We start from the raw sequence: 25,433 nt of genomic DNA, 5'->3' as shown, positions 1-25,433 counted from the left end.
CGCACGGAGCCGGTCCCGCCGGTCACTCGGAGCTCTCCCCTACGTACGCCCACGCCTCGACCTCGAGCAGCATCCGCGGGTCGAGCAGGGCGGAGACGACGACAGTGGTGCTCGCCGGGGCGCCGTCGACGGGGAACACCTCCCCCTTCGCCTTGCTGTACGACGAGAAGTGCGCCGCGTCCGTGAGATAGCAGACGAGCTTGGTGACCTGCGCCAGCGTCGCGCCCGCCTCGGCGAGGGCGAGCCCGATGTTCTCGAAGCACTGCCGGGCCTGCTCGTAGGGATCGTCGGTGCCGATCCGTGCCGAGGCGTCGAGTGCCACCTGGCCGGAGAGGACGACGAAGTCGCCGCTGCGCACGGCCTGCGACATCCCGTCGAAGCGCAGGTGCGGCGGGTTGTAGCCCCTCACGGCATGCCCGCGGACGCGGCGGTGCTGACGTCGATCGTCGTCCCGCTGACGTAACGGGCATCGTCGGAGACCAGGTAGAGCACGGCCTTCGAGATGTCCTCGGGCGCCACCCAGGGCACCCCCATCGGGCTCATCGCGGCGTACGCCGGCTCGACCTGCTCGCGCGTCGGGGCGTCGAGGTCGGGGCAGAAGAGCCCGTAGAGCGCGTCGTTGTGGACCATCGCGGTGTCGACGGTGGCCGGGCAGACGGCATTGACGGTGATGCCCGACGAGGCCGCCTCCAGGGCGAGCGTCTTGACCAGGCCGATCACGCCCCACTTGGCGGCGACGTAGTGGGCGAGGTTGGGATTGCCCATCCGTCCGCCCATCGACGAGGTGGCCACGATCCGGCCGCGTCCCTGGCGGAGCATCGGGCGGACCGCGGCGCGCATCGTCTTGAAGACCCCGGTCAGGTCGACGCCGATCATCTCGTCCCAGGCGGCGTCGTCGAGGTCCCAGAACTTCGCGAAGCCGCAGACACCGGCGTTGGCGACGGCGATGTCGAGCGTCCCGAACCTGTCGACCGCGTCGGTGACGACCGCCTCGATCGCATCGGTGTCGCGGACGTCGCAGCGCACCGTGTGGCAGGCGACGCCGAGCGCCTCGACCTGCGCCTTGGTCGCGGCGAGGTCCTCGGGGGTGGCGAGGGGGTACGGGATGGTCGCGAGGTCCGCGCACAGGTCGACCGCGACCACGTTCGCCCCCTCCGCGGCGAGGGTCAGGGCGTGCGAGCGCCCCTGCCCGCGCGCGGCACCGGTGATCAGTGCGGTCCTGCCGTCGAGCTTGCCCATGTCGTTCTCCTTCTCTGGTGGTCGGTACGACGAGCGGAGGCGATCAGCCGTCCGCACGCACCGAGAGCTTGCGGAGCTTGGTGAGGACGACGGCGAGGATGAGCGCGCCGCCCTGGAAGGTGGAGATCACCCAGAACGGGATCCCCTGCAGCTGCAGGCCGTTGATGCCGATGGCGAGGATCGCCAGGCCGACCAGCAGGCCCGGGACGTTGAACCGGCCCGGCTTGATCATCGTCGAGCCGAGGAAGGCCGCGGCGTACGACGGCAGGAGGTACTGCGCGCCGACGTCGGGCTGCCCCGTCCCGATCCGGGAGGTGTAGACGAGACCGGCGAGCGAGGCGCAGAAGCCCGACACGACGAACGCCAGCACCAGGATCCGGTGGGTCGGCACGCCCGCCAGCCGGGACTGCTCGCGGCCGAAGCCGGTGGCGTAGATCATCCGGCCCAGCGGGGTCATCTCCAGCACATAGAAGACGATCAGCGCGAGGACGACGACCAGCACGATGGGGTTCGGGATGCCGAACAGCTCGCCGCGACCGAGGTCGGTGAAGGCCGTCGGGATGTCGCGTGAGACCACCTGGCCGTTGGCCACCAGCTGCGAGATGCCCAGAAAGATCGAGCCGGAGCCGAGCGTGACGATGAACGGGTCGATGCTCAGCCGCACCACCAGCAGCGCGTTGACCAGGCCGGCGCTCGCGCCGACCGCCAGCGTGATCAGGATGGCGAGCGGCACCGGCATCGAGCCGGCCGTCTGCTGGAAGGTCCAGGCCGACGTGATCACCGACAGCGTGAGCACGCCGCCGATCGAGATGTCGAAGACACCCGCGGCGAGCGGGAAGAGCAGGCCCAGTGCGACTACCGCGGTGATGGTCTGGTTGTTCACGACCGCCAGCAGGTTGCTGCTGGTCAGGAAGACCCCGGGCGAGGCGATCGTGAACGCCACGATCATCGCCACCAGCAGCAGCGGACCGGCCCAGCGGTCGAGCAGGTCGAGGCCGATCCGGCCCGCCCGGCGCTCGGCGTGACGAGCCGGCGCCACCTCCTCAGCCGGCTGCGTAGCAGAGCTCAACGATTCGCTCACGGGTGATCTCCTTGTCGGTCAGTTCGTCGGCGACGACTCCGTCGCGCAGCACCAGGACGCGGTCGCAGGTGGCGGCGAGGTCGTCGGTGTCGGAGGAGCACAGGAGGACGGCGGTGCCCTCGTTGCGTGCGGCCTCGACGAGGAGGCGCAGGATCTCGGCGGTGCCGCCGACGTCCACGCCGTGGGTGGGCTCCTCCAGGACCAGCACGCGGGGTGCGGTGCGCAGGAGGCGTGCCACATAGGCCTTCTGGGCGTTGCCGCCGCTGAGCAGCTCGATCGGGCGCCGCACGTCGGGCGGCCGGATCCGGTAGCGCTCGACCAGGGCGACCGCCTCCGCGCGCTCCTCGCCGTGCCGGAACCGCCCGCCGCGCCAGTACGGCGACAGGTCGGCGATCGTGATGTTCTCGGCGACCGTCATCCCGGTGATCCGCTTCTGGTCGCGCTCCCCCGGCAGCACCGCGACGCCGAGCCGCCGCAGTGCGCGCACCCCGGGACGGGCCACCGGCGCGCCGGCGACCGCGACGGTTCCGCCGCGCAGCGGCGCCCGGCCCTGGAGCAGCCGGACCACCTCGTGCACACCGGACCCGGCGAGACCGGCCACGCCGAGCACCTCGCCCTCGCGCAGGGTCAGGCTGGCACCGGCGAGCTCGCGCCCGGCGACGACGTCGTCGAGGGTGAGCACCGCGGCACCCGCCGTACGTCCGGCAGCGCGATCGGTCGCGTGCACCGCCGCGACCTCGCTGCCCGCGATCACCCGGGCGAGGTCCTCGCGGGTGAGTGCCGAGACGCTCTCCTGGAGCACCACCTCGCCGTCGCGCAGCACGGTCACCCGGTCCGCGAGGTCGATGACCTCCTCCAGGCGGTGAGTCACGTAGACGACCCCGACGCCGCGGGCGGCGAGCGTGCGGACCAGCCGGAACAGGTGCTGCACCTGCTCCTCCGGCAACGCGGCCGAGGCCTCGTCGAGGACGAGCACCCGGATCGCGTCCGGGTCGTCGATCGCCCGGGCGACCGCGACCTCGGTCCGCTCCACGGCCGAGAGTCCGGCCACCTCCGCGTCGGGGTCGAGGTGCCCGAGACCGAGGTCGTCGAGCCGGGCGCGGGCCGCCGACCGCTCGCCGCGCCAGCGGATGGCGCCGAGCGTGCCGGCGCGATAGGTGCCGACGCCGAGCCGGAGGTTCTCCAGCACCGAGAGCTCGTCGACCAGTCCGATGTCCTGGTGGATGATGCGGACGCCGGCCCGGCTGACCGCCACCCCGTCGCCGAACCGCAGTCGCGATCCGGCGACGGAGCAGCGTCCGTCATCGGGCTGGTGGAAGCCGGAGAGCACCTTGATCAGGGTCGACTTCCCGGAGCCGTTGTGGCCCAGCAGGGCGTGGATCTCGCCGCGTGCGACGGTGAAGTCGACACCGTCGAGGGCGCGCTGCCCGGGGAACGTCTTGACGATCCCGTGCAACTCCAGGGCTGCCGCGTCGTCCGTGGTCATCGTGGTCTCCGCTCTCGTCACCCCGGAATCAGCTGACGCCCCAGAGCGCCTGGAACTGGTCGCGGAAGCCGTCCGCGCCCTCGTAGGTGCCGCTCTCGGGCGCGCTGTCCTGGGTCATCAGCAGCTGAGTCGGGTTCTCGATGTTGTCCGGGATGGTCTGCCCGGCCTTGAGCCGCAGCGCCGCGTCGACGACGGTCCAACCGTTCTCGTAGACCCCGGAGGCCACGTCGGCCTTGATGATGTCGCCCTGGCGGACCAGCGCGAGCGTGGGCTCGTCACCGTCGAAGGTGCCGACGGAGATGCCGTCCTCCTTGCCCGACTGGCGTACGGCGTCCGCCGCCATCACCCCGGAGAAGCCGGGTGTGCTGACCACCCAGTTGAGCTGCGGGTTCGACTGGATCTTGGCCTGCAGCGCGGGCGGCAGGTCGGTCTGCGCGGTCGCGACGCTGAACCGGTCGACGCTCACCGTGCAGCTCGGGCACTTGTCGAGCGCGGCCTTGACGCCGTCGGCGCGCTGGCCGTTGCACTGGTAGACGGTGTCGGCGAAGATCGCGACGTTCGCCTTGCCGCTCGACTCGGACACGATGTAGCTCCCGAGCAGCTCGCCCTCGATCTGGCAGACGTTGCCGACCTCGACGGTGTTCCCCTTCTCGGGGTCCGGGAGCTGCGCGGTGAACTGGCCGATCACCGGGATCTTCAGCTCGTGCGCCTCGGCGTATGCCTCCGACGCGTCGGCCGAGGGCCGGGCGTTGTTGACGATGACGTCGGGCTTGGCGTTGACCGCCTGGCTCATGCAGTTCTGGAACGACGCGACGTCGCTCTTGGCGTCGCAGACCTCCAGGTCGAAGCCGAGCGCCTCGGTCGCCTGGCGCACGCCCTCGACCTGGGCCACGCAGCCCGGGATCGACTGGTCGCAGCCCACGAAGTAGACGGTCATGGACGCCGGCGGCTCGACCGGGCCGAGCGCCTTGACGGCGATCTCGGTCGGGACCTTCACGGCCGTCTCGGCTGCGGCCTTGGCCTCGTCCAGCCACGGTCCGCTCGCCGCGGCGCCGTCGTCTCCGCCGTCGGTGTCGGAGCTGCTGCCGCAGCCGGCGAGCGCCACGGTGGCGGCGACCACCAGAGCGGCGACCGCGGCGCGCCGGCGGCGCGCGCGGTGGGGGTTGTTGGGAAGCACGGGCATTCCTCTCGTTGGGGTCGGTTGTCGGGGTCGTTCGGGCGCCCGAGCTCCGTCCCCGGCGCGGGTGCCGGGGACTGCAGGTGGTCGGTAGGCCGCCGGGCCTGCCGGTCAGTGGTGTGGCGGGGTCAGCGCGCGTGCGCGACGATCGCCTCGCCGAGGGCCTTGATGCCGCGCTCGAGCTCGTGGTCGGGCGCGTGGCTGTAGGCCAGGCGCAGGTAGCCCTGGCCCGCCTCCTGGCCGAGGAACTTCTCGCCGGGACGGCAGAAGACGCCGTTCATCGCGGCCTCGTGCTGGGCCTTCTCCCAGTCGACGTTGTCGGCGATCCTGAGCCAGAGGTAGTAGCCGCCGTCGGGTACCTCGAAACTGACCAGCCCGCCGCAGTGCTCGCGCACCGCCGCGACGGCGAGGTCGCGCTTGCGCCGGTAGACCGCGTTGGCCCGCTCGATGTGCGGGTCGAGCAGCCCCTCCTGGAGGTACTGGGCGAGCATCCGGCAGATCCACTGGCTGACCCCGAGGTCCTGGCGGACCGACGCGAGCGCGTGGATCAGCGGCTCCGGAGCGGTGATCCAGCCGATCCGCAGCGCGGGGGCGAGCACCTTGGAGAAGCCGTGGCTCTGGATCACCCGGCCGTTGGTGTCCATGCTCAGCAGCGACGGGACCGGGTCGCCGCCGTAGCGCAGGTCGGCATAGATCGAGTCCTCGAGGATGACGAAGTCGTACTCCTCGGCGACCTCCAGCAGCCGGCGGCGGCGGTCCTCGGGCATCACGACGCAGGTCGGCAGCTGGAAGGTCGGGATGACGTAGAGCAGCTTGGGGGTGACGCCGTCGCGGCGCATCTCCTCGAGCCGCTCGACCAGCGACTCGATGACCAGGCCGTGCTCGTCGATCTCGACGGTGCGCAGGTCGGCGCCACGCATCTGCATGAAGCGCATGGCGTACGGGAACGTCGCCTTCTCGACGAGGACGCCGTCGCCGGGGTTGACCAGCGCGTTGACCGCGAGCGCGATGGCCTGCACCGAGCCGGAGGTGAGGATCAGGTTGTCGGCGCCGAGGCCGCGGACGTCCTGGGTCTTGGAGATCCACGCGGCGACCTCCTCGCGCAGCCCGGTGTGGCCCAGCATCAGCTCGATGTACGACGGCAGGTAGACGATCTGGTCGGTCTCCTCCTCGTAGCCGAACGAGATGTACTCCAGCGCGCGGCCGCCGTCGCGGTCGAGGACCTCGCCCATCAGCCGTCGGAAGTCGTCGAGAGGGAAGGTCTCCTCCGCCGCGATGCCCTGGTCGAAGTTGAAGGTGACCTGGGCCGGCGGGTCGGGGAAGAACAGGGCCGGGCCGCCGGCGGCGAGGTCGGAGAGCTTGTCGGTCGGGTCGAAGGTCACGGGGGGCTCCTTGGTGGTCGTCGGGCGAGGTGCGGTGTGGGGCGGCGCGTCAGGCGCTGTGGAAGGCGTTCCAGCCACCGGCGACGTCGAGCGCCGTACCGGTGATGTAGCGGGCCTCGTCGGAGGCGAGGAAGAGGACGGCCTCGGTCGTGTCGCCGACCTCGATCCACGGCACGGCCATCGGGTTGAGGGTGGCGAAGGTGGCGCGCACGTCGTCGGTCGTGGGCGCGGCCAGGTCGGGGCGGAACAGGCCGTAGGTGAGATCGTTGTGGCACATGTCGGTCGACACCGACATCGGCGAGAACGCGTTGACCGTCACGCCGTAGGGGGCCAGCTCGATCGCGACGGACTTCACGAGTCCGATCACACCCCACTTGGACGCCGCGTAGTTGGCATTGTTGGGACCGCCTTCGCGACCGACCGACGAGGCGGTCGCGACGATCCGCCCCGAGCGCTGCTCGGCCATCACCGGCGCGACCGCGCGGATGCTGGCCGCCACTCCCCCGAGGTTGACGTCCACCACGTCGCGCCACACGTCGTCGGCCATCTCCCGGACCGCGCCGAAGGCGGCGATGCCGGCGTTGGCGAGCAGCACGTCGACCCGCCCGAACCGCTCGACGGTGGCCGCGACGACGTCGCGCATCTGCTCGGGGCTGCGGGTGTCGGCCTTGAGCGTCAGGCAGGGCGCGCCGAGCGACTCGACGATGCGTGCGGTCTCGTCGAGCTCCTCGGGCGTGCCCATCCGCGACGCGCACGGGATCTGCGCGGCGATGTCGACCAGCACGACGTTGGCGCCCCGCTGGGCGAGCGCGATCGCGTGGGAGCGGCCCTGCCCCTTGGCGGCGCCGGTGACCAGGGCGGTCCGGCCGTCGAAGTTCCTCATCGTTCTCTCTCCTCGTCCTCGGGGTGCGGGCGGCTCACGCCGTGTTGGTGGCGGCCAGGCCGGCCGAGACGTCGACGACCGCGCCGGTCCGGTCGAGGCCGGGCTCCGCGACGAGCTGCTCGACGGCGCGGACGACCGCGTCGACGTCGACATAGGTCGCGCTGCTGGGGTGGCGCACACGCAGCGCGTGCTCGGCGGCGGCGCGGTCGGGACCGGCCACCGCCTGCGAGCCGTCGCGGCCGGCCTGCAGCACCGCCCAGTACGACGGGTCGTCGCTCATCGCGGTGTCCATCACCCCGGGGCACACCACCCCGACCGCGATGCCGTGCTCGGCGACCTCGTGGGCCAGCGACTTGGCCAGGCCGATCTGCGCCCAGGCGGCGGCCGCGTAGTGGCTCAGCCCGAAGGCACCGCGGCGTCCCTCCTCGGCGGCGATGACGACGATCCGGCCGCGGCCCGACTCCTCGAGGTGGGCCAGGGTCTCCCGCAGCACGTGGTAGGTGCCATGCAGGTTGGTGTCGACCACGGCGTCCCAGGCCGCGTCGCTCATCGTGGCCGCGGTCGCGGCCGTGCGGACCCCGGCCGCGCAGACGACGACGTCGAGCCCGCCGAGCGCGGCGACGGTGGCGGGCAGGGCGGCGCGCACCTGCGCGACCTCGCGGACGTCGACCGCGGCGACGTGCCCGGTCGGGCCGACCACGGTCCGGGCCGCGTCGAGCTCGGCCGCGCCGGACAGGGGGTAGTCGAGCGCCATCGCGCCGGGCGCGTCCCACACCGCGACCCGCGCGCCGGCCGCGGCGAACGACGCGGCGACGGCGGCACCGAGGCCGCGGGCACCGCCGGTGACGAGCACTCGGCGGCCGTCGTACGGCGTTGAATTTCCGTTCATGTGGGTAGTCCTACCGTGTCGTCCGAGAGTGTGTCAAGGGACACAATGGGTCGATCCGAGCATGCGGAATCCCCCCTTTCAGGCGCTACCTGATCCCTCGACGCTCGACGCCACGGCGGGTGACGAGGAATTCAGATACTCTGAATTGCCATTCATTCGTGGCATCGAACTCGCACACTGGCTAGCCTTCGGGCAGTCCGACCGACCATCCACGTCCCCGAGAGGCGGCCCAGTGACCCTCCCTCCGACCCGGCAGGCGCTGGTCGACGCTGCCGTCGACGTCTTCACCGAGAAGGGCCTGCACGGCGCCCGGGTGATCGACGTGACCAAGCGTGCCGGCGTGGCGGCAGGGAGCTTCTACACCTACTTCGACACCAAGGAGGGGCTCTTCCTCGAGGTCGTCGAGCAGTCCCGCCAAGGGCTGGCCGCCCAGGTCCCCCGGGCCCGGTTCTCCGATGCCGAGGGGGCCCGCGCCTGGTTGCGCGAGGTGGTCCGTCTCCAGGTCGCCCGGCTCGCCGAGGGCGCCGCGACGTGGCGGATGATCAACGCCGCCGCGCTCGGCAACGTCCAGGTCGCCACCGCCCTCCGCGACCAGCCCGACCCGCTGACCCGCACGCTCACCGACGAGCTCGGCTTCTGGGCCGAGCAGGGCTGGATCGACCCAGGCGTCGCCGGCGACGTCGTGGTCGACGCGCTGATCGCGCTCACCGAGCAGGCCGTGCAGCAGTGGTGCGCCGGGCCCGAGCGACCCGACCTCGAGGAGGCCACTGCGGTGATCACCGGCGCCTGGACCTCGATCCTGCGGATGACCCCGGACGCCGGCGTCCGATGACCACCGAGCGGACTCCCCAGACCACCCAGGCCCACCGGACCCGCGGCGCCCTGCTCCGCGCCGGACGCCGCGTCCTGGAGCGGAAGGGCCTGCACAAGACCCGGGTCTCGGACATCACCAAGGAGGCCGGGGTCGCCGCCGGCACGTTCTACCTGCACTTCGAGAACAAGGACGACCTCTTCCGGCAGCTGCTGATCACCGTGGAGGACGAGGTCTACGGCGAGCTCGTGCCGAGCCGGTCGGGCGGATCGGTCGACCCGGCCCACCGGATCCGCGAGACCAACCTGCTCTACCTCAGCTCGTTCAAGCGGAACGCGGGCTTCTGGAAGAGCGTCGAGGCGGCCGCCCTCGGCCAGCCCGACCTCCCCGATGTCCTGGCCGAGCGGAACCGCTACTACCGCAGCCGCACCGAGCGCGCGATCGCCCGCTGGCAGGCCGCCGGCGAGGTCTCACCCGACGTCGACCCCGCCACGGCCGCCTTCGTGCTCGGCGCGATGACCGAGCGGCTCGCCTACATCTGGTACGTCTTCGGGCACCGCGAGGACGTCGACACCGCTGCCGACGACCTCACCCGGCTCTGGCTCAACTACCTCGGGATCGAGTGACGGCCCGACACCTTCGCGCGCGGTCGACTCCGCCTCACCCGGGAGCGAGGCCCTTCTCGATCGCCGCGACCACCTTCGGGCGCAGATCGCGGGCGGCGATCACCTCGTCGACCGAGCCGACCTCGACGGCTCGGTGGATGTCGTGGACGCCGTCGAACTCGGCGGCGACCTCGGCGATCTTGTCCGCGCGCAGCTGGGCCCGCAGGTCTGCCAGCTCGACGACCAGCCCGCCGCGCTCACCGTCGACACCGGCGTCGGCGCCGGTCCCGGCCAGGGAGTCGATCCGCTCCTGCAGCGCGGCGACCCGGGGGTCGGCCGCGGCCCGCTTGGCCACCTCGGCGGCGAACACGACGGCCGCGGCGGGAGCGCCCCCGAGGACCGAGGCGTAGGAGCCCTCGATCGCGAGCACGGTCATCTCCGGGTTGAGCCGCTTGGAGAACACCACGAACGCGCCGCCGTGGTAGCGCGAGATCACGCAGAACACGATCGGGCCGCGGAAGTTGACGATCGCGCGACCGATCTCGGCGCCGTACTCCAGCTGCAGGTTGCGCATCGACTCCGGGGAGCCGTCGAAGCCGGACAGGTTGGCCAGCACGACCAGCGGCCGGTTGCCGGAGGCGGCGTTGATCGCGCGGGCCACCTTCTTCGACGACCGCGGGAAGAGGGTGCCCGCGGTGTAGGTGTCCGGGCCGTCGGTGGGCGGGAAACCGGCCCGGGGCACGGGCTTCGACTCGATGCCGACCAGGCTGACCGGGTAGCCGCCGATCCGGGTGTCGACGACCACCGCGGTGTCGGCGTCGGCCATGCCGGCCCACCGCTCGAGCAGGTCGTGGTCGGCATCCGCGAGCGCCCGCATCACGGTGCGGATGTCGAAGGGCCGCTTGCGGTCGGGGTTGTGCTCGGCCGAGAAGATCTCGCCCACGGTGGCGAAGTCGCCGGGATGCGGGTGGGTGGTGATGTCGCGGTCGACCGGGTCGGTCGACGGCGCACGCCGCGGTCCGGCCTCGCCGGGGACGACATAGGTGTGGTCGTAGTGCGCCATCAGGACACCGAACGCACCGGCCAGGTCGGGCACCCAGTACTGCGCCTGGCCGTTCGGTCCCATCACCCGGTCGTAGCCGCCGATGCCGTGGTTGTCCTCGGCCGAGACACCGCCGGAGAAGTCCAGCGACTGCTTGCCGGTCAGCACCATCGCGCTGTCCGGCGTCATGACCAGGATGCCCTTGGTGTGCATCAGCATGGTGGCCTCGGCGTTCCAGTACGGCTGGGCGCCGACGTTGATCCCCGCGACGACGATGTTGATCTCGCCGCCGTCCTGGGTGAACTGCACGATCCGGCGCAGCGCCGCGGCCACCCAGTCCATGTTCTCGGTGCCGCTCTCCATGGAGATCCGGGCACCGGCCGAGACCGCGAACCACTCGACCGGGACACCCATGGTCTCCGCGAGGTCGATGGCCGCGATCACCCGGGCGCACTCGGGCTCCGAGAGGGCGCCGAGGGACTTCAGCGGGTCGCCGCACAGCACCACGCGGGTGACGCCCTCGGGGTGCAGGGGGGTCGGGGTGGTGACGACCGCGACGATCATGCCGGCGGTGTTCTGGCCCGGCGCGCGGTCGACGGGGACCAGGGCCCCGGACGGGTCCAGGTCGTGCTCGACGACGGTGCCGCCGCCGGCGAGCACCGGCTGCAGCTCGTAGGGGTAGACCAGACCCCGGCGACGGGCGCGCAGCACCTTGCCGGCGTACTCGTCCAGCGGGGCGAGCGGCTCGGTCGGCGGCTCGATGACGTCGGCGACGACGCCTGCCCCGGGCTTGGCGTGGAAGCGGATCGCCACCGGCGTCGGGGTGCCGTCGGGTCCGGCCACCCGGCCCTCGGCGAGCACCTCCTCGATCCCGGCGCCCTCACTGAGCGGCGTGATCTTGCCCTGCAGTGCCGTGAGCTGGTCGAGGTCGGCCTCGACCAGCGGCCACACCGTCACCCACACGTGGTTGACGTCGAGCTTGGTGCCCTCGCGGCCACGGGCGGTGCGTACCCGGCGGATCGCCTCCAGGCAGTTCTCGACGGCACGCTCGGCGTGCGGAAGCCCGATCACCCGCCCCTCGTCGTCGCGTACGACGGCGAGCTGGCGCACCTGCGCAGCGGCCACCAGGCGCCGGTCGGCGGGGTTGGCCCGGGCGACGCACTCGTAGAGGAGGACGTCGTCGGGCGCGGCGAGCCGGGTCACGTCGAACTCGCGCAGCCGCCACAGGTTGAGCCGGCGACCGACCATCGGGTGCATGCCGCGGATCAGCGTGTCCTCGGCGAGAGCGCCCTGGCCCTTCTCGTCGGGGCGGAACGTGAAGTAGTCGACCGGCTGCGGCGCGGCCGGGCAGACCGCCACCGACACCCGGCGGGCGCGGCGGGCGAACTCCTGGCCGGCGAGCATCCGGGCCACCTCGGCCGAGGCCGCGTCGGGATCGGCCGGGGCGTCGGGCCAGCGCAGGTAGATCTCCACCACCGAGTGACCGGGGTCGTGGTCGGTGGTCAGCGCCGAGGCGATGGCGACGCCGAGGGGGCCGTCGGGGTCGGCGAGCTCGGTCACGTCGGCGAGTGTGGAGACGACGCGGGTCGCGCCCTTCTGGTCGGTGGCGTACTCGGCGAACACGACCGGGCGCCCGCCGTGCTGGTCCGGGTCGGTGACCGTCAGGTCGTGCAGGTGGTACTCCAGGTAGTGCCGGCGGATCAGCACCTCGAGCAGCGGTTCCCGGGCGGGAAGGCCGTCGACGAGCCGGTCGCGGAGGAAGCCGACCAGCTGCTCCGGGATCGCGGTGAGCGCGGCGATCCGGGCGTCCCGGTCGGCGGCGTCCCCGTCGGCGGCCCCCGGGTCGGCCAGGGCGGCGACCTCGGCGGCCACGCCCTCGAGGACCACGCGTCGCTCGTCGTCGACCAGCGGCTGGTCGAACCAGCCGAACCGGATCGAGCGGGCCAGGTCGCCCACGACGGCGAACCGGAGCTGGGTGGCGCGCACCATCCGCTCCAGCAGGGCGCGGGCGGCCGGGCGGTCCTCGGCCGCCGGCGGCGGGGCGCTCAGCCACCGCTGCAGGACGCCGACCGCGACCTCGACGTCGGAGGCGTGCTGCTGGGCCAGGAAGATCCGGAAGACGGCCCGCTCCAGCTCCGGCGTGCGCTCCAGGTCGGTGACGCCGTAGTGCGCGAGCACCCGCAGCAGCTTGTCGCGGAAGTGGTCCGGGAGGGCCCCCCGATCAGGGTCCAGGCTGCGCAGATAGGTGTGGAAGTGCTCCCGTGAGCTGTGCACGCGCAGCTCGGCCGGCGGCTCGTCGCCCGCCGGACGGTTGCGACTCAGCTCGGCGACGTCGGTGAACAGCGACAGCAGCGCCATCTCGGCCCGCAGCGTCTGCGCCGACCCGCCCTGGTCGCGGCTCGCCAGGTAGTCGGCCAGCAGCGCGGGGCGCCGGTCGGCGTCGATGTCGTACCCGAGCAGCTGGCTGCCCAGGTCGGCCAGCTGCTCGGCGTTGCGCCCGGCGGCCGCGACCGGCTCGGGCACCGGCAGGTCCAGGTCGACCTGCCCGGGGGCCGTGCCCTGCTGCTCGTCGCCGGCGTCGCCGGTCGGGTCGAGACGCACCAGCGGGGCGCCGGTCTCGACCTGGCTGCCGACCCGGACCAGGAGCTCCTTGACCCGGCCGGTGAACGGCGCGTGCAGCGCCGTCTCCATCTTCATCGACTCCAGCACCAGCACCGGGTGCCCGGCGGCGACCTCGTCGCCGACGGCGACCGGGGTGGAGACGACGAGCGCGGGCGCGGGCGAGCGCACCATGCCGCCCTCGTCGCGGCTGATCCGGTGCATGACGTCGTCGACCTCGACCAGCTGGACCGGGCCGTGGCTGGCGGTCACCAGCCGGAACCGGTGACCGTCGACCGTGAGCCGGCCGTGCACCTCGTCGATGCGGTCCAGTGTCGCCGTGAGCGTGCGGACCTCCCCGGCAGCACCGCCGCCGGCGACGGTGACCTGGTAGCGGGCGGGGCCGGTCTGCCGCACCGTCAGGGCGTACGTCGCCCCGCGCAGCTTGAGCTCGATGGTGCGGGAGGGGTCGTGCTGCACCTGCGGCCGGCCACCCTGGGAGGTCTGCAGCAGACGCGCGATCTCGGAGCGCTCCTCCTCGTCGTACGCCTCGATCGCGGCGGCGACGAGTGCCACCCCGGCGTGCCGGGCGGCCTGCAGGCGGCCCTCTCCCCGGACCCGGTCGATCCAGCCGGTGTCGGCCCAGACGGGGGCGCCGGTGGTGACCTCGGGCTGGTCGAGGAGATCGAGGATGAAGCTCTTGTTGGTCGCTCCGCCGTCGATGACCACGGTGGTCTCGCCCATCGCGCGGCGCAGGCGGGCCAGCGCCTGCTCGCGGTCGGCGCCCCAGGCGATCACCTTCGCGATCATCGAGTCGAAGTCGGCCGGGATGGTGTCGCCCTCGGCGACCCCGGTGTCGACCCGGATGCCCGGGCCCGCGGGGAACTCGAGCCGGCTGATCCGGCCCGGGGCCGGGGCGAAGTCGCGGTCGGGGTCCTCGGCGTTGAGCCGGGCCTCCACGGCGTGGCCGCGCTCGGCGGGCCGCTCGCCGGTCAGCGGGAGCCCGCGCGCCACCTGGATCTGCAGGGCGACCAGGTCGGTGCCGGTCACCTCCTCGGTGATCGGGTGCTCGACCTGGAGGCGGGTGTTGACCTCGAGGAAGGCGAAGGTCCGCTCGCCCGGGTGGTAGAGGAACTCGACGGTGCCGGCGCCGGCGTACCCGACCGCGTTGGCGAGCCGCTCGGCGGCGGCCTTGAGGTCGGCCGTCTGGGCATCGCCCAGGAGCGGTGAGGCGGACTCCTCGATGACCTTCTGGTTGCGGCGCTGCACCGAGCAGTCGCGGACACCGATCGCCCAGGCGGTGCCCTGACCGTCGGCGATCACCTGGACCTCGACGTGACGGGCGTCGGTGACCAGCTTCTCCAGGAAGACCACGCCGCTGCCGAACGCCCGCTGCGCCTCGTCGCGGGTCCGCTGGTAGGCGTCGGTCAGGTCGGCGTCGGAGCTGACCTTGCGGATGCCGCGCCCGCCGCCGCCGGCGGTGGCCTTGAGCATCAGCGGGTAGCCGACCTTCTCGGCGCTGGCCAGCGCCTCCTCCAGGCTGTCGACGCTGCCGCCGCTCCAGGGCGCGACCGGCACGCCCACCTCCTCGGCGATCAGCTTGGAGCCGATCTTGTCGCCGAGCTTGCGCATCGCATCGGCGCTGGGGCCGATGAAGGTGACGCCCAGCCGCTCGCACAGCTCCGCGAAGGCCGGGTCCTCGGCCACGAAGCCCCAGCCGACCCAGGCCGCGTCGGCCCCGGTCTCGGTCAGCGCCCGCTCCAGCGCGGCGTGGTCGAGGTACGGGCGGTCGGCCGCCGCCCCGAGGAGGTGGGCCTCGTCCGCCTCCCGGACGAACGCCGACCCGGCGTCGACGTCGGTGTGGAGCGCGATGGTGCGGATCTGCCCGATCTCGCTCGTGTGGCGGGCATTGAGGTCGCGTACGGCGTGGATCAGCCGCATGGCCGCTTCCCCGCGGTTGACGATGGCGATTCGAGAGACCACTGGCACGGTTTCGACCCTTCCATCTCGCGCCGGGCCGGTGACAGTGGAGAACCCACAGGCTTGACGGCAAAACGTTGTGGGCACCGTCCAGCGTCGCCGAAAAAGCGCAAGGTTGGGAACGGTAGGCACTCACATCTCTGTGTCCCTACGATCACGCCATGACAGCCTCGGGCCCGCCCGCCGACGACGCGACCCTCGTCGCGGGCGTCCTCGCCGGCGACCGTCAGGCGTTCGCGGGGGTCTACGAGCGGTACGCCGACCGCCTGCACGACTTCGCGTACTCGATGCTCCGCAACCGGGAGGAGGCGGCGGACTGCGTCGCGGACGCCTTCGTGGTGATGGCGGAGAAGGTCGGCCAGCTGCGGGACCCGGCGCGACTGCGGCCCTGGCTGTACGCGGTCGTGCGCAACGAGTGCCTGCGGACGCTGCGCGGGCGGGCACGCGAGGCACACGACGACGAATGGCTCGAGGCGATGCCTGACCAGGGCAGCGGCCCCGAGCAGCAGGTCGCCGACGCGGCCGGCCGGGACGAGCTGCGCGAGCTGGTCTGGGCGGCGATCGAGGGCCTCAACGACCGCGACCGCGCGCTCCTCGACCTGCACCTGCGCCAGGGTCTCGACGGCGCCGAGCTGGCCGCGGCGATGGACGTGACCACCCAGAACTCCTACGTCATGCTCAGCCGGGCTCGCGACCAGGTCGAGCGGTCGCTCGGCGCCCTCCTCGTCGCCCGCCGCGGCAGCGAGCTGTGCGGCGAGCTGTCCGCGATCCTCGGCGACTGGGACGGCCGGTTCTCACCGCTGATCCGCAAGCGGGTCGCACGGCACATCGACGGCTGCGAGACCTGCGAGACCCGGCGCCGGCTCATGGTCAGCCCGCTCGCCCTGCTCGCCGGCGTACCCGCCTTCGCCGCTCCTGCCGCGCTCCGCGACCGGGTGCTCGACGACGAGAGGCTGGTGGCCTACTACGCCGACGACCCGGCGCTGCCGCCTCCCGCCCCCGGCGGCGGTACGTCGAAGCGCCCGCTGCTCCTCGTCGGCCTGGTCGTGCTGCTGCTGGCTCTCGGCGGCGCCGCCGTCCTCACCTGGTGGCCCGAGGACACCGCGCCCGCGGTGGCCACCGACCCGGTGACCGACAGCCCGGCACCCACGGCAACGGCCCCGGCCGCCACCGCCCCGGCTCCCGCGACGACGCCCACCGAGCCGGCGCCCCCCACGCCGAGTGCGCCGGCCTCCCCGACGTCGACGCCCACGACCGAGACGACCGTCACCGCGCCGGGCGACCTGCGCGTCTCGACCCGCACCCTCCGGCTCGGCACGAAGTCCGCCGGCACCGTGCGACTGAGCAACGCCGGCGGCAGCGCCCTGGACTACACCGTCAAACCGCGGGTGGCCTGGCTGTCGGTCTCCCGGGGAGCCGGGTCGCTGGCTGCCGGCGCCGACGCGGGCCTGACCATCACCGCCGACCGGTCGAGCCTCGGCGAGGGCAGCAGCACCGGCACGGTCGCCGTCTCCTGGTCCGGCGGCACCGTCGTCCTGCAGGTCCAGGTCGTCGTCGACCGGCCGCCCGTCATCGGCGGGATCTCCGTCGGCGGCCCCACCGACTGCTCCGGACGGAGCCTGACCACGACCGTCGCCGACGCCTCCGGCGTGCAGTCGGTGCGGGTCGCCTGGTCGGGCCCCAGCGGCACCGGGCAGGAGCCGATGACGGCCTCCGGCGGTTCCTGGACCGCCACCATCGGGCCCTTCCCCGTCGGCGGCACCGTGACGGCCACGGTCACCGCCGTCGACAAGGCCGGGCAGACCGCGACCCGCTCCACGAGCTTCGACGTCGACCCCTGCCCCGGCTGAGCGCTCCGCTGTAACACGCCGTCCACCCGACTACCCGTCGGCTGTCAGCAGATTCAGGCCGCTCAGCGGCCACTTTCTGCTGAGATGTGACGCCCAGTCAGGTGGACAACGTGTTACAGCGCCGCCGCCGACCAGCCCGATCAACCCGGCCAACCGACCCGGTCAGCCCGTCAGACGCGGCATGCCGCAGTCCACCGGCTCCACCGCGCTCACCGTGCCGCCGGCGAGATCGGCGCCGAGCGCGTCGAGCAGCGGGGCGAGCAGCCACCTGTCGAGATTGTTCTTGAGCGGGTTGACCACCCCCTGGAGCACCAGGTCGACGACCCACTGCAGCAGGCTCGGGATGCCGAGGAACGCCAGCAGGTCGGACAGCGGGCCGAGGCCGCCGAGCAGCTTCAGGCTGTTGACGGACAGGAACAGGTCCGGGAGGCCGAGACCGCCCTGCCGGATCGGCACGCTGACGTCGTAGTCCTCGTCGACGATGTCGAGGCGCTCCTCGCGGGTGGGCCGGTTCGGGTTCGCCCCGCTCGCCAGGACCACGGTGCCGCTGACGACCTCGACGCCGTCCCACCCCGGGATGCCCATGCCCAGCAGGGAGACGCTCAGCTTCGGCGAGGTGGGGTCGTCGGCGCGCTGGCCGAGGCGTACGTCGACTCCGAGCAGGCCGCTGTCGACCAGCATCCCGACCCGCTTGCCCGCGGGCAGGCACTCGACCGCGGTGACGGTCGCGCTGGCGTCGGCGAGGGTGAGCCGGATCGAGAGCGGGACCCGTACGGCGACGAGGCCGAGGTCGAGCGCGAGCGCGTCGCCGCTGAGGTCGATCTCGATCTGCGAGCTCTCCGCCCTCACACAGTCGACGACGGGCTTCTGCCCGACCTTCACCGAGGCCTTCAGGTCGACCAGGCTGGTGCCGTCGGGCCCCAGGGGCAGCGGCAGCCGCACGGACCACGGGAGCTTGATGACATTGGTGCCGTTGGCGATCGCCAGCGATCCGGCGACCAGGTCGAACAGGTTGAGATCGAGGTTCGCCGCGGCGTCGTCCGCGGTCGCGAGCCGGACCAGGTCGCTCAGCTGGATCCCGACAGCCGGGAGGTTCGCCTGGATGCCGTTGTGGACGTTGCGCAGCAGGTCGATCTCCGCCAGCCGGCCGCTCTGCCGCTCCAAGGTGTGGATCGCGGCGAGCATCAGCTCGGAGAGACCCACCGCGACGCCGGCCACCTCGGTGAAGGACGCCGCCGAGATGTCCGCGCTGACCAGCGGGTCGAGCTCCTCGATCAGGTCGAGCAGGTTGAGCTCGACGCCGGCGAGCCCTGCCTCCGGGTCGAGCACGGCGAGCGCCAGGTCGGAGCCGAGCAGGTTCCCGAGGAGCGGGGCCAGCAGCCAGGAGCGCTGGGTGTCCAGCTGGGCGGCGTACGAGCCGACCCTCAGGCAGGCACCGGCTCGCGCGGAGGCCACGGCCGTCCGGGTCGAGCGGCCCTGGTCGACCCCGGTGAACGCACCGAACGCGAAGGCGACCTCCGAGCGGGCGATCACCCGCACCCCGCCGGGGATCTCGGCGGCCGCCGCGGGTCGCCAGGCGCCGTCGTGGAGGGATACCAGCTCCCAGGTCACAGAGGACGCCCGCACCTCCCCGCCGACCAGCTGGTCGTTGCGGCGCAGGCTGGCCTCCTTGGCGGCGTCGATCACCGCGCGATCGGCGGCGGCATACTCCCCTGCCCGCTTGCCGGTCAGCTCGCGGGCCAGGTCGAGCGCGACGACGTCGACGACCGCCTGCAGGTCACGGCGCAGCACCCGCTGGAGGCCGAGGTCGACGGCGAACGCCGTGCAGACCATCGCCACCGACAGGAACAGTGCGACGAGCAGGGCGCTGGCTCCCCGTTCGGACATACGTGTGCTCCCGCGCCCCATCGGCGGGCCCCCTCTCCCCGGACCCGCGCGGTCGTCGCCCCCGCCGGCGCCGCGCAGCCATCTCCCCATGGCGCGCCCCCGAACGCCGCGAGCAGCGTACCGAAGCAGATGCTTGGTCGACCAACCCCGGGGGCCGGACAGCGGGATCGGTCAGCGCCGCTCGAACACGATCCCGGCCCGCTGCAGCCGGGCCAGCAGGGCCTCCCCCATCGCCGTGGCCGTGGTGACCTGCCCGGCCACGTTGGGGTTGTCGTCGAGGGCCAGGCAGAGCGCCGACTCGGCCAGCATCTTGGCGGTCTCGGTGTAGCCGGGATCACCGCCGGAGACGCGGGTGCGGACCTTCGTCCCCGCGGTCTCGGCGACGAAGTCGACGGTGAACCAGGACTTCTCGCGGCGGCTCGGCGACGGGCCCTCGCCCTGGGGCACCCGCTTGAGCAGTGCGTTGCGCAGCGGCGGGACCTGGGCGGCCAGGGTCAGACCGGTGACACCGACGGCGCCGCCGGCGGCGTACCGCAGGGTCTTGGTGCCGGCGTAGTGGGAGTAGCTGAACGCCGGCCCGTACGACGCCAGGTGGGCGCCGCTGCGGGCGACGACGAACGGGTCGATGGTGGGCAGCGGGAGCAGCCAGTAGCCGAGGTCGTGGTCGCGGCGGGGCCGTCCCGCCGTGGCCCGGGAGCGGCGGCCCTCCGGCCGGGGCTCGAGCCGACGGCGCGCGGTCGAGGCCTCCTTCATCTGCCGGGCGCGCGAGAAGGCGGTGAGCGCGGAGTGGAAGGTGCCGCCGGAGAACCCGGCCCTGCTGCGCACCACGCCCCGCATCGTGACCGGCGTGGTGATCTCCCCACCGACCTCCTTCGCCAGCTCCTGGATGGTGAAGTACGCGCCCAGGTCGTGCGGGATCGAGTCGAAGCCGCAGGAGTGCACCAGCCGCGCGCCGGAGCCCTCGGCGGCGGCGTTGTGCTCGACATAGGTCCGGTCGACGAACTCCGGCTCGCCGGTGAGGTCGACGTAGTCGGTGCCCGCCGCGGCGCAGGCGGCCACCAGCGGGCCGCCGTGCTCGACGTAGGGCCCGACCGTGGTCGCGACCACCTGCGTCGTCGCGACCACCTCGGCCAGCGCCTCGGCGTCGGTCGCGTCGGCGACCAGCAGCGGCAGGTCGGCGAGGTGCTCACGGGACGCGGCGAGATGGTCGCGGACCGCCGCCAGCCGCTGCTCGCTGCGGCCGGCCAGCGCCCAGCGCAGCCCGGGCGGCGCGTGCTCGGCGAGGTAGTCGGCGGTCAGTCCCCCGGTGAAGCCGGTGGCTCCGAACAGGACGACGTCGTAGGGGCGCGCGCTGTCTGCCATGCCCCCACTCTTCCACCGGCCCCGAACCCGATGGAACCCTTCGGGCCCCGGGCTCCGTCATAGGTTCAGCACAGCGAGGAGACCTTGTGGAACCCGACACCGAGGCCGATCACCAGTCGGCGTACGCCGACTACGTCCAGCAGAGCTGGCCGAGCCTGGTCCGTGCCGCCGTCTTCCTCGGCGCCCGGCCGCACGAGGCGGAGGACCTGGCGCAGACGACACTGGTTCGCTGCTACACCGGCTGGAGCCGGGTCAGCAGCGCGGAGAACCGCGACGCGTACGTCTACCGGATGCTGGTCAACTGCCTGCGCGACAGCCGCCGCACCCGGTGGTGGAAGGACCGGCAGTACGACGCCCCGGTCGACGGGCCGCGGACGGCGGAGCCCGACACGGCGGACCGGGTGGCACTGGCCGACGCCGTCCACCGCGCGCTGGGCGCTCTGACCAAGCCCAACCGGGAGGTCGTGGTGCTGCGGTACTTCGTGCAGCTCACCGAACGCCAGACCGCCGAGGCCCTCGGCATCCCGGCCGGGACGGTGAAGAGCCGGCTCTCCCGCGCGCTGGCCCACCTCGCCGCCGACGACCACCTGCTCGACCTCACCGGACGGAGACCGTCATGACCGACCTCGAGAACCTCTGGGACGACTACCCCACCGACCCGGCACCGGTCGGCGCGATCCTCGCCGCGACCGCGAAGGAGCGCCGCCGGCGTCGCCGGCTCGTCCTCCGGCCCGTGCTGACCGCGGGCGCCGCGACCGCCCTGGCCGGCGCGTTCGTCGCCGGCAGCCTGGCCGGCGGCCCCGGCGCCGGACCAGGCGCCGGCCCGGCCGGGCCCGACCGGCTGCCGCGCCACGTCGCCTTCCAGGCCGACCTGGAGGCGGCGGCGTCGTGCGACGACCTGCTGGCGTCGTACGTCCGGCGTGGGCTGGACGTCGTCGGGCCGTGGGGCTGGGGCGGCGGCATGGGGCTCTATGCGGAGGGCCTGAGCTCAGGCGTGATGAGCGACCGGTTGGAGCGGAACGACCTGATCCCGGCGGACGGGGCGACCGGCACGGCCGCCTCCGCCCCGCAGGCCGAGCGGCAGACGAACAGCGAGACCGGCACCAACGTGCAGGAGGCCGGCGTCGACGAGCCGGACACCGTCAAGACCGACGGCAGCCTGATGGTCGTCGAGCGGGATGACCGGATCGACGTGTACGACGTGACCGGCTCCTCGACCGTCAAGCTCTCCTCGCTCGACCTCCCCGGCATCGACGCTCCCGAGCTCCTGCTGGCCGGCGACACGGTGGTCGCGATCGGCGACGTGAAGGGACCCACCGGCAAGGCCGGGATCCGCGGCACCCGGGTGCTGACCGTGTCACTCGCCGACCCGGCCGCGCCCGAGGTCGTCGACGACGTCCGGTACGACGCCGCGCGGTTCTCGGCGCGCCAGCACGGCGACACCGTCCGCCTGGTCCTCGCCAACGGCCTGCCCGACCTCGACTTCGTGCAGCCCACCGGCAAGCGCAGCCCCGATGAGGCGCTGACGCACAACCGGCAGGTCGTCGAGGACAGCACTCTCGCGGACTGGCTCCCGACGGTCGCCGTGGATGACGGCAAGGCGGGGCAGCTGCTCGACTGCCGCGACGTCGCGCTCCCCTCCGACGACCTCGCCCTCGGCACCACCAGCGTCATCGGCTTCGACACCGGCGACGCCGGCACCCTCGACGCGATCGGGCTGGCCGGGCTGACCGACATCGCCTACGAGTCCGCCGACCACCTCTACCTGGCCGCCGCGGGCGGCGGCTGGGGCTGCCTCGAGTGGTGCGGCGCCCCGGCGACCGGCACGCCGCGGTTCGTGCCGGGGCGCGGGGATGGCGGGTCGTCGTACCTCTTCGACTTCGCTCTGGACGGCCCTCGGGCCACCCATGTCGCCTCGGGCGAGGTGGAGGGCGCGATCCGCGACCGCTGGTCGCTGGACGAGGCGGGCGGCGTGCTCCGGGTCGCCGTGGGCCCCACCAGCGAGACCGGCAACTTCAGCTCGGTGCTGACCCTCGATCGGCAGGGCCAGGACCTGGTCGAGCGCGGCCGTCTCGACGGGCTCGGGCGCAACGAGGAGATCCAGTCGGTGCGCTGGTTCGACGACCTCGCGATCGTGGTGACCTTCCGCCGGGTCGACCCGCTCTACGCCGTCGACCTCACCGACACCGCCGCCCCCCGCCTGCTCAGCGAGCTCAAGATCCCCGGCTTCTCCTCCTATCTCCACCCGCTCGGCCGGGCCCGCCTGATCGGCGTCGGCGAGGGGCCGCAGGGCCCCGGCGGACGCGGCGGCTGGGGCGCCCAGATCGGGCTCTTCGACGTCCGCGACACCACGAAGGTGACCCGCCTCGACGTCGTCGGCTACGGCCGGCGGACCGAGGCCCTCGCCGGCGCCGACCCCCGCGCGTTCACCTGGCTCCCCGAGCAGCGCACGGTGCTGACCGTCGTCCAGAAGCAGGGCAGCCGCCGGGTCGGCTACCTCTCGGTCGTCAAGCTCGCCGGCGGCGAGCTACACGAGCGCCGGGTCCAGGTGGAGTACGGCGTCGACGTCGACCGGGTCCGGACCGTCCCCCTGCCCGACGGGCGGGTGGTGCTGGTGACCGGGGAGGACGCGCAGTTCTTCGAGCTGTGATCGGTCTGGGCCGCGATCGGCGCTCCGGCGTACGGTTGGAGTCATGTGCCGCAACATCCGTCCGCTCAACAACTTCGAGCCCCCGGCGACGCGGGACGAGGTGACCGCGGCGGCGCTCCAGTTCGTCCGCAAGGTCAGCGGAACCGCGAAGCCCAGCCAGGCCAACCAAGAGGTCTTCGACCGGGCCGTGGCGGAGATCGCCCACATCACCCAGCACCTGCTCGACGACCTGGTGACGACGGCTCCGCCGAAGAGCCGGGAGGCCGAGGCCGAGAAGGCGCGCGCGCGTGCGCGGCTCCGCTACGGCTGATCGCCGGATCGCCGCCGCCTTCGACGCCGTCGCGCGTGAGGGCTTCCTGCCACCTGACCAGCGGGCGTACGCCGCCGTGGACCGCGCCCTGCCCCTGGGGTACGGCGTCACGAACTCCCAGCCCTCGACGGTGCGGGCCATGCTGACCCTGCTCGGCGTCGAGCCCGGCCACCGGGTGCTCGACGTGGGCTGCGGGTCCGGGTGGTCGACCGCCCTGCTCGCCCGCCTGACCGGGCGGAGCGGGCTCGTCGTGGGGGTCGAGCTGGTGCCCGAGGTGCTCGCGATGGCCCGGGCCCGGCTCGCCCGGAGCCCCGGGGTCGAGCTGCATCGCGCCGATCCGGCCGTGCTCGGCTGGCCGGCCGCGGCGCCGTACGACCGGGTGCTGGTGTCGGCCGACGCCGATGCCCTGCCCAACGCCCTGGTCCGGCAGCTGCGGCCCGGCGGCGTGCTGGTCGGGCCGGTGGCCGGGGAGATGCTGCGGGTCGAGCGGCACGGCCGCTACGTGTTCGTCCCGTTGCGTACCCTGGACCGGTGACCCTCGTCGGCCAGCGGCCCGGGCAGCGCCCACGCGAGCGCTCCGACCAGCGGGCCGCGCTCGACCTGTGTGCGTCCCGACCACTCGTGCTGCTGACCGGAGCCGGACTCTCCACCGACTCGGGCATCCCGGACTATCGCGGGCCCGGGGCGCCCGCACGGATGCCGATGACCTATCAGGAGTTCGTGTCGGGTCCCGCCGCCCAGCAGCGGTACTGGGCACGCAGCCACCTCGGCTGGTCCCGGATGCGGCGCGCCGAGCCCAACTCCGGGCACCGTGCCGTCGCGGCACTCGGCGCCGAGTTGGTCATCACCCAGAACGTCGACGGCCTGCACGAGGCCGCGGGGACTCCCGCCCTGGTCGCGCTGCACGGCCGGATCGCCGACGTGGTCTGCCTCGCCTGCCGCCGGACGACGCCGCGGAGCGTGCTGCAGCGGCGACTCGAGGACGCCAATCCCGGCTGGGCTGCACGCCACGTCGCCGTCGCGGCCCGCCCCGACGGCGACGTCGACCTCGACGAGACCCACGACTTCGCGGTCCCGGCCTGCACCGACTGCGGCGGCCCGCTCAAGCCGGACGTGGTGTTCTTCGGCGAGAACGTCCCCAAGCCCCGCGTGGAGCGCTGCTACGCCGCGGTCGAGGCGCTCGCCGACGGCCCCGACGGCGGCGGCACGCTGGTCGTCGCCGGCTCCAGCCTCACCGTGATGAGCGGCCTGCGGTTCGTCCGCCGCGCGGCGCAGCGGGGCGTGGCGGTGGTCGTGGTCAACCGTGGCCCGACCCGCGGCGACGATCTGGCGACGTACAAGGTGGAGGCCGGGGTCGGCGAGTGGCTCACCGGGCTGGCGGCGGCGCGGGGCTCTCGGTTTCATCACGTGATGTAGGCCGGCCATCGCTTCTGTAGCGGAGTCCCGCTACAGAAGCTCCCGCTCACCTACATCACGTGATGAACCTGGAGGCCCCGCGCCACCTGCTCCTACAACCGCTTGACGAAGATGTGATCGGCCGCCTCGGGGAAGATCTCGGCCGTCTCGCCACCGGAGCCGACGAGTACGCCGTCGGCCGTGGCCTGGATGGTGATGGTCTTGTCGGGCAGCGCGCCGACCCGGCGCATGGCGCTCATCAGCGCGTCGTCCTTCTGCATCTCCTCGGAGATGCGGCGGACCACGGCACGCGAGCTCTCGGCACCAGCGGCCTTCGAGAGCGGCTCGACGTCGGACATGAAGTTCTCGCCGACGGCGTTCTGGCCGAGCTCGGCGAGCCCCGGGATCGGGTTGCCGTAGGGCGACTCGGTCGGGTGACCGAGCAGCTCGATGAGCCGGCGCTCCACGGTCTCGGACATCACGTGCTCCCAGCGGCACGCCTCCTCGTGCACCAGCTCCCATTCGAGGCCGATCACGTCGGTGAGCAGGCGCTCGGCGAGGCGGTGCTTGCGCATGACCCGGGTGGCGAGGCGCTGGCCCTCCTCGGTCAGCTCGAGGTGGCGGTCGCCCTCGACGGTCAGCAGGCCGTCGCGCTCCATCCGGGCCACCGTCTGCGACACCGTCGGCCCGCTCTGGTGCAGGCGCTCGGCGATGCGCGCCCGCAGCGGGATGATGCCCTCCTCGATCAGCTCGTAGATCGTGCGGAGATACATCTCGGTGGTGTCGATGAGATCGCTCACCCCTCT

At 73.0% G+C, this 25,433-nt stretch carries 20 protein-coding genes; 8 read left to right on the top strand and 12 right to left on the bottom strand.

Annotated elements, in window-relative coordinates:
* Positions 1-22 precede the first annotated feature (22 nt).
* From RB608_RS19615 to RB608_RS19580, 8 genes are all read right to left on the bottom strand, one after another.
* On the bottom strand, positions 23-409 hold the full coding sequence (locus RB608_RS19615; RefSeq protein WP_308089737.1) for a RidA family protein: 387 nt from the start codon (positions 407-409) through the stop codon (positions 23-25).
* Positions 406-1,239: a mycofactocin-coupled SDR family oxidoreductase gene (locus RB608_RS19610; RefSeq protein WP_308089736.1), complete on the bottom strand. Its 834-nt coding sequence runs from the start codon at positions 1,237-1,239 to the stop codon at positions 406-408. The genes RB608_RS19615 and RB608_RS19610 overlap by 4 nt, the downstream gene beginning before the upstream one ends.
* Positions 1,240-1,282: 43 nt before the next feature.
* The gene (locus tag RB608_RS19605) at positions 1,283-2,320 is read right to left on the bottom strand and encodes an ABC transporter permease (RefSeq protein ID WP_308089735.1); all 1,038 of its coding nucleotides are present in this window, start codon (positions 2,318-2,320) and stop codon (positions 1,283-1,285) included.
* Entirely contained in the window at positions 2,283-3,806 is a 1,524-nt protein-coding gene (locus tag RB608_RS19600; protein ID WP_308089734.1) for a sugar ABC transporter ATP-binding protein, read from the bottom strand. Before RB608_RS19600 ends, RB608_RS19605 begins: the two co-directional genes overlap by 38 nt.
* Before the next feature lie 28 nt (positions 3,807-3,834).
* Positions 3,835-4,983 carry a sugar ABC transporter substrate-binding protein gene (locus tag RB608_RS19595; RefSeq protein ID WP_308089733.1) on the bottom strand — a complete coding sequence of 383 codons (1,149 nt, stop codon included), beginning with the start codon at positions 4,981-4,983 and terminating at the stop codon, positions 3,835-3,837.
* A 128-nt stretch (positions 4,984-5,111) separates the two neighbouring features.
* The gene (locus tag RB608_RS19590) at positions 5,112-6,365 is read right to left on the bottom strand and encodes a PLP-dependent aminotransferase family protein (protein WP_308089732.1); all 1,254 of its coding nucleotides are present in this window, start codon (positions 6,363-6,365) and stop codon (positions 5,112-5,114) included.
* Positions 6,366-6,414: 49 nt separating this feature from the next.
* The gene (locus RB608_RS19585; RefSeq protein ID WP_308089731.1) at positions 6,415-7,248 is read right to left on the bottom strand and encodes a mycofactocin-coupled SDR family oxidoreductase; all 834 of its coding nucleotides are present in this window, start codon (positions 7,246-7,248) and stop codon (positions 6,415-6,417) included.
* A gap of 34 nt (positions 7,249-7,282) precedes the next feature.
* Positions 7,283-8,137 (bottom strand): SDR family NAD(P)-dependent oxidoreductase, encoded by an 855-nt coding sequence (locus RB608_RS19580; protein ID WP_308089730.1) that lies wholly within the window; start codon positions 8,135-8,137, stop codon positions 7,283-7,285.
* A gap of 232 nt (positions 8,138-8,369) precedes the next feature.
* Between RB608_RS19580 and RB608_RS19575 the strand changes: the two genes are divergently transcribed.
* Together RB608_RS19575 and RB608_RS19570 are read left to right on the top strand one after the other, a co-directional pair.
* Complete coding sequence (locus tag RB608_RS19575) at positions 8,370-8,969, top strand: TetR/AcrR family transcriptional regulator (RefSeq protein ID WP_308089729.1); 600 nt, start codon at positions 8,370-8,372, stop codon at positions 8,967-8,969.
* On the top strand, positions 8,966-9,574 hold the full coding sequence (locus tag RB608_RS19570) for a TetR/AcrR family transcriptional regulator (protein ID WP_308089728.1): 609 nt from the start codon (positions 8,966-8,968) through the stop codon (positions 9,572-9,574). The genes RB608_RS19575 and RB608_RS19570 overlap by 4 nt, the downstream gene beginning before the upstream one ends.
* Positions 9,575-9,608: 34 nt before the next feature.
* On the opposite strand, the gene RB608_RS19565 is transcribed toward RB608_RS19570, so the two are convergent.
* On the bottom strand, positions 9,609-15,176 hold the full coding sequence (locus RB608_RS19565; protein WP_308089802.1) for a carboxyl transferase domain-containing protein: 5,568 nt from the start codon (positions 15,174-15,176) through the stop codon (positions 9,609-9,611).
* Positions 15,177-15,334: 158 nt separating this feature from the next.
* Here RB608_RS19565 and RB608_RS19560 point away from each other — a divergent pair, with 158 nt between their 5' ends.
* Positions 15,335-17,023 carry a sigma-70 family RNA polymerase sigma factor gene (locus RB608_RS19560; RefSeq protein WP_308089727.1) on the top strand — a complete coding sequence of 563 codons (1,689 nt, stop codon included), beginning with the start codon at positions 15,335-15,337 and terminating at the stop codon, positions 17,021-17,023.
* A gap of 162 nt (positions 17,024-17,185) precedes the next feature.
* Here RB608_RS19560 and RB608_RS19555 read toward each other — a convergent pair whose 3' ends face one another.
* Both RB608_RS19555 and RB608_RS19550 read right to left on the bottom strand, forming a co-directional pair.
* Positions 17,186-18,910: a hypothetical protein gene (locus RB608_RS19555; protein ID WP_308089726.1), complete on the bottom strand. Its 1,725-nt coding sequence runs from the start codon at positions 18,908-18,910 to the stop codon at positions 17,186-17,188.
* Positions 18,911-19,081: 171 nt separating this feature from the next.
* On the bottom strand, positions 19,082-20,272 hold the full coding sequence (locus RB608_RS19550; protein ID WP_308089725.1) for a saccharopine dehydrogenase NADP-binding domain-containing protein: 1,191 nt from the start codon (positions 20,270-20,272) through the stop codon (positions 19,082-19,084).
* An 86-nt stretch (positions 20,273-20,358) separates the two neighbouring features.
* Between RB608_RS19550 and RB608_RS19545 the strand changes: the two genes are divergently transcribed.
* The 5 genes from RB608_RS19545 to RB608_RS19525 are packed head-to-tail and all read left to right on the top strand — an operon-like array spanning position 20,359 to position 24,648.
* Positions 20,359-20,892, top strand: a complete 534-nt coding sequence (locus RB608_RS19545; RefSeq protein WP_308089724.1) for a SigE family RNA polymerase sigma factor — start codon at positions 20,359-20,361, stop codon at positions 20,890-20,892.
* The gene (locus RB608_RS19540; protein WP_308089723.1) at positions 20,889-22,922 is read left to right on the top strand and encodes a beta-propeller domain-containing protein; all 2,034 of its coding nucleotides are present in this window, start codon (positions 20,889-20,891) and stop codon (positions 22,920-22,922) included. The genes RB608_RS19545 and RB608_RS19540 overlap by 4 nt, the downstream gene beginning before the upstream one ends.
* 43 nt (positions 22,923-22,965) lie before the next feature.
* On the top strand, positions 22,966-23,232 hold the full coding sequence (locus RB608_RS19535) for a DUF2277 domain-containing protein (protein ID WP_308089722.1): 267 nt from the start codon (positions 22,966-22,968) through the stop codon (positions 23,230-23,232).
* On the top strand, positions 23,210-23,767 hold the full coding sequence (locus RB608_RS19530) for a protein-L-isoaspartate O-methyltransferase (protein ID WP_308089721.1): 558 nt from the start codon (positions 23,210-23,212) through the stop codon (positions 23,765-23,767). The genes RB608_RS19535 and RB608_RS19530 overlap by 23 nt, the downstream gene beginning before the upstream one ends.
* Positions 23,764-24,648 carry a Sir2 family NAD-dependent protein deacetylase gene (locus RB608_RS19525; RefSeq protein WP_308089720.1) on the top strand — a complete coding sequence of 295 codons (885 nt, stop codon included), beginning with the start codon at positions 23,764-23,766 and terminating at the stop codon, positions 24,646-24,648. Before RB608_RS19530 ends, RB608_RS19525 begins: the two co-directional genes overlap by 4 nt.
* A 92-nt stretch (positions 24,649-24,740) precedes the next feature.
* Here RB608_RS19525 and RB608_RS19520 read toward each other — a convergent pair whose 3' ends face one another.
* Positions 24,741-25,427 carry a metal-dependent transcriptional regulator gene (locus RB608_RS19520; protein WP_308089719.1) on the bottom strand — a complete coding sequence of 229 codons (687 nt, stop codon included), beginning with the start codon at positions 25,425-25,427 and terminating at the stop codon, positions 24,741-24,743.
* Positions 25,428-25,433: the final 6 nt, after the last annotated feature.

The sequence above is a fragment of the Nocardioides sp. LHD-245 genome (assembly GCF_030929495.1).
In the GTDB taxonomy this organism is placed as follows: domain Bacteria; phylum Actinomycetota; class Actinomycetes; order Propionibacteriales; family Nocardioidaceae; genus Nocardioides.
This window is presented reverse-complemented; position numbering and strand designations above follow the sequence as displayed.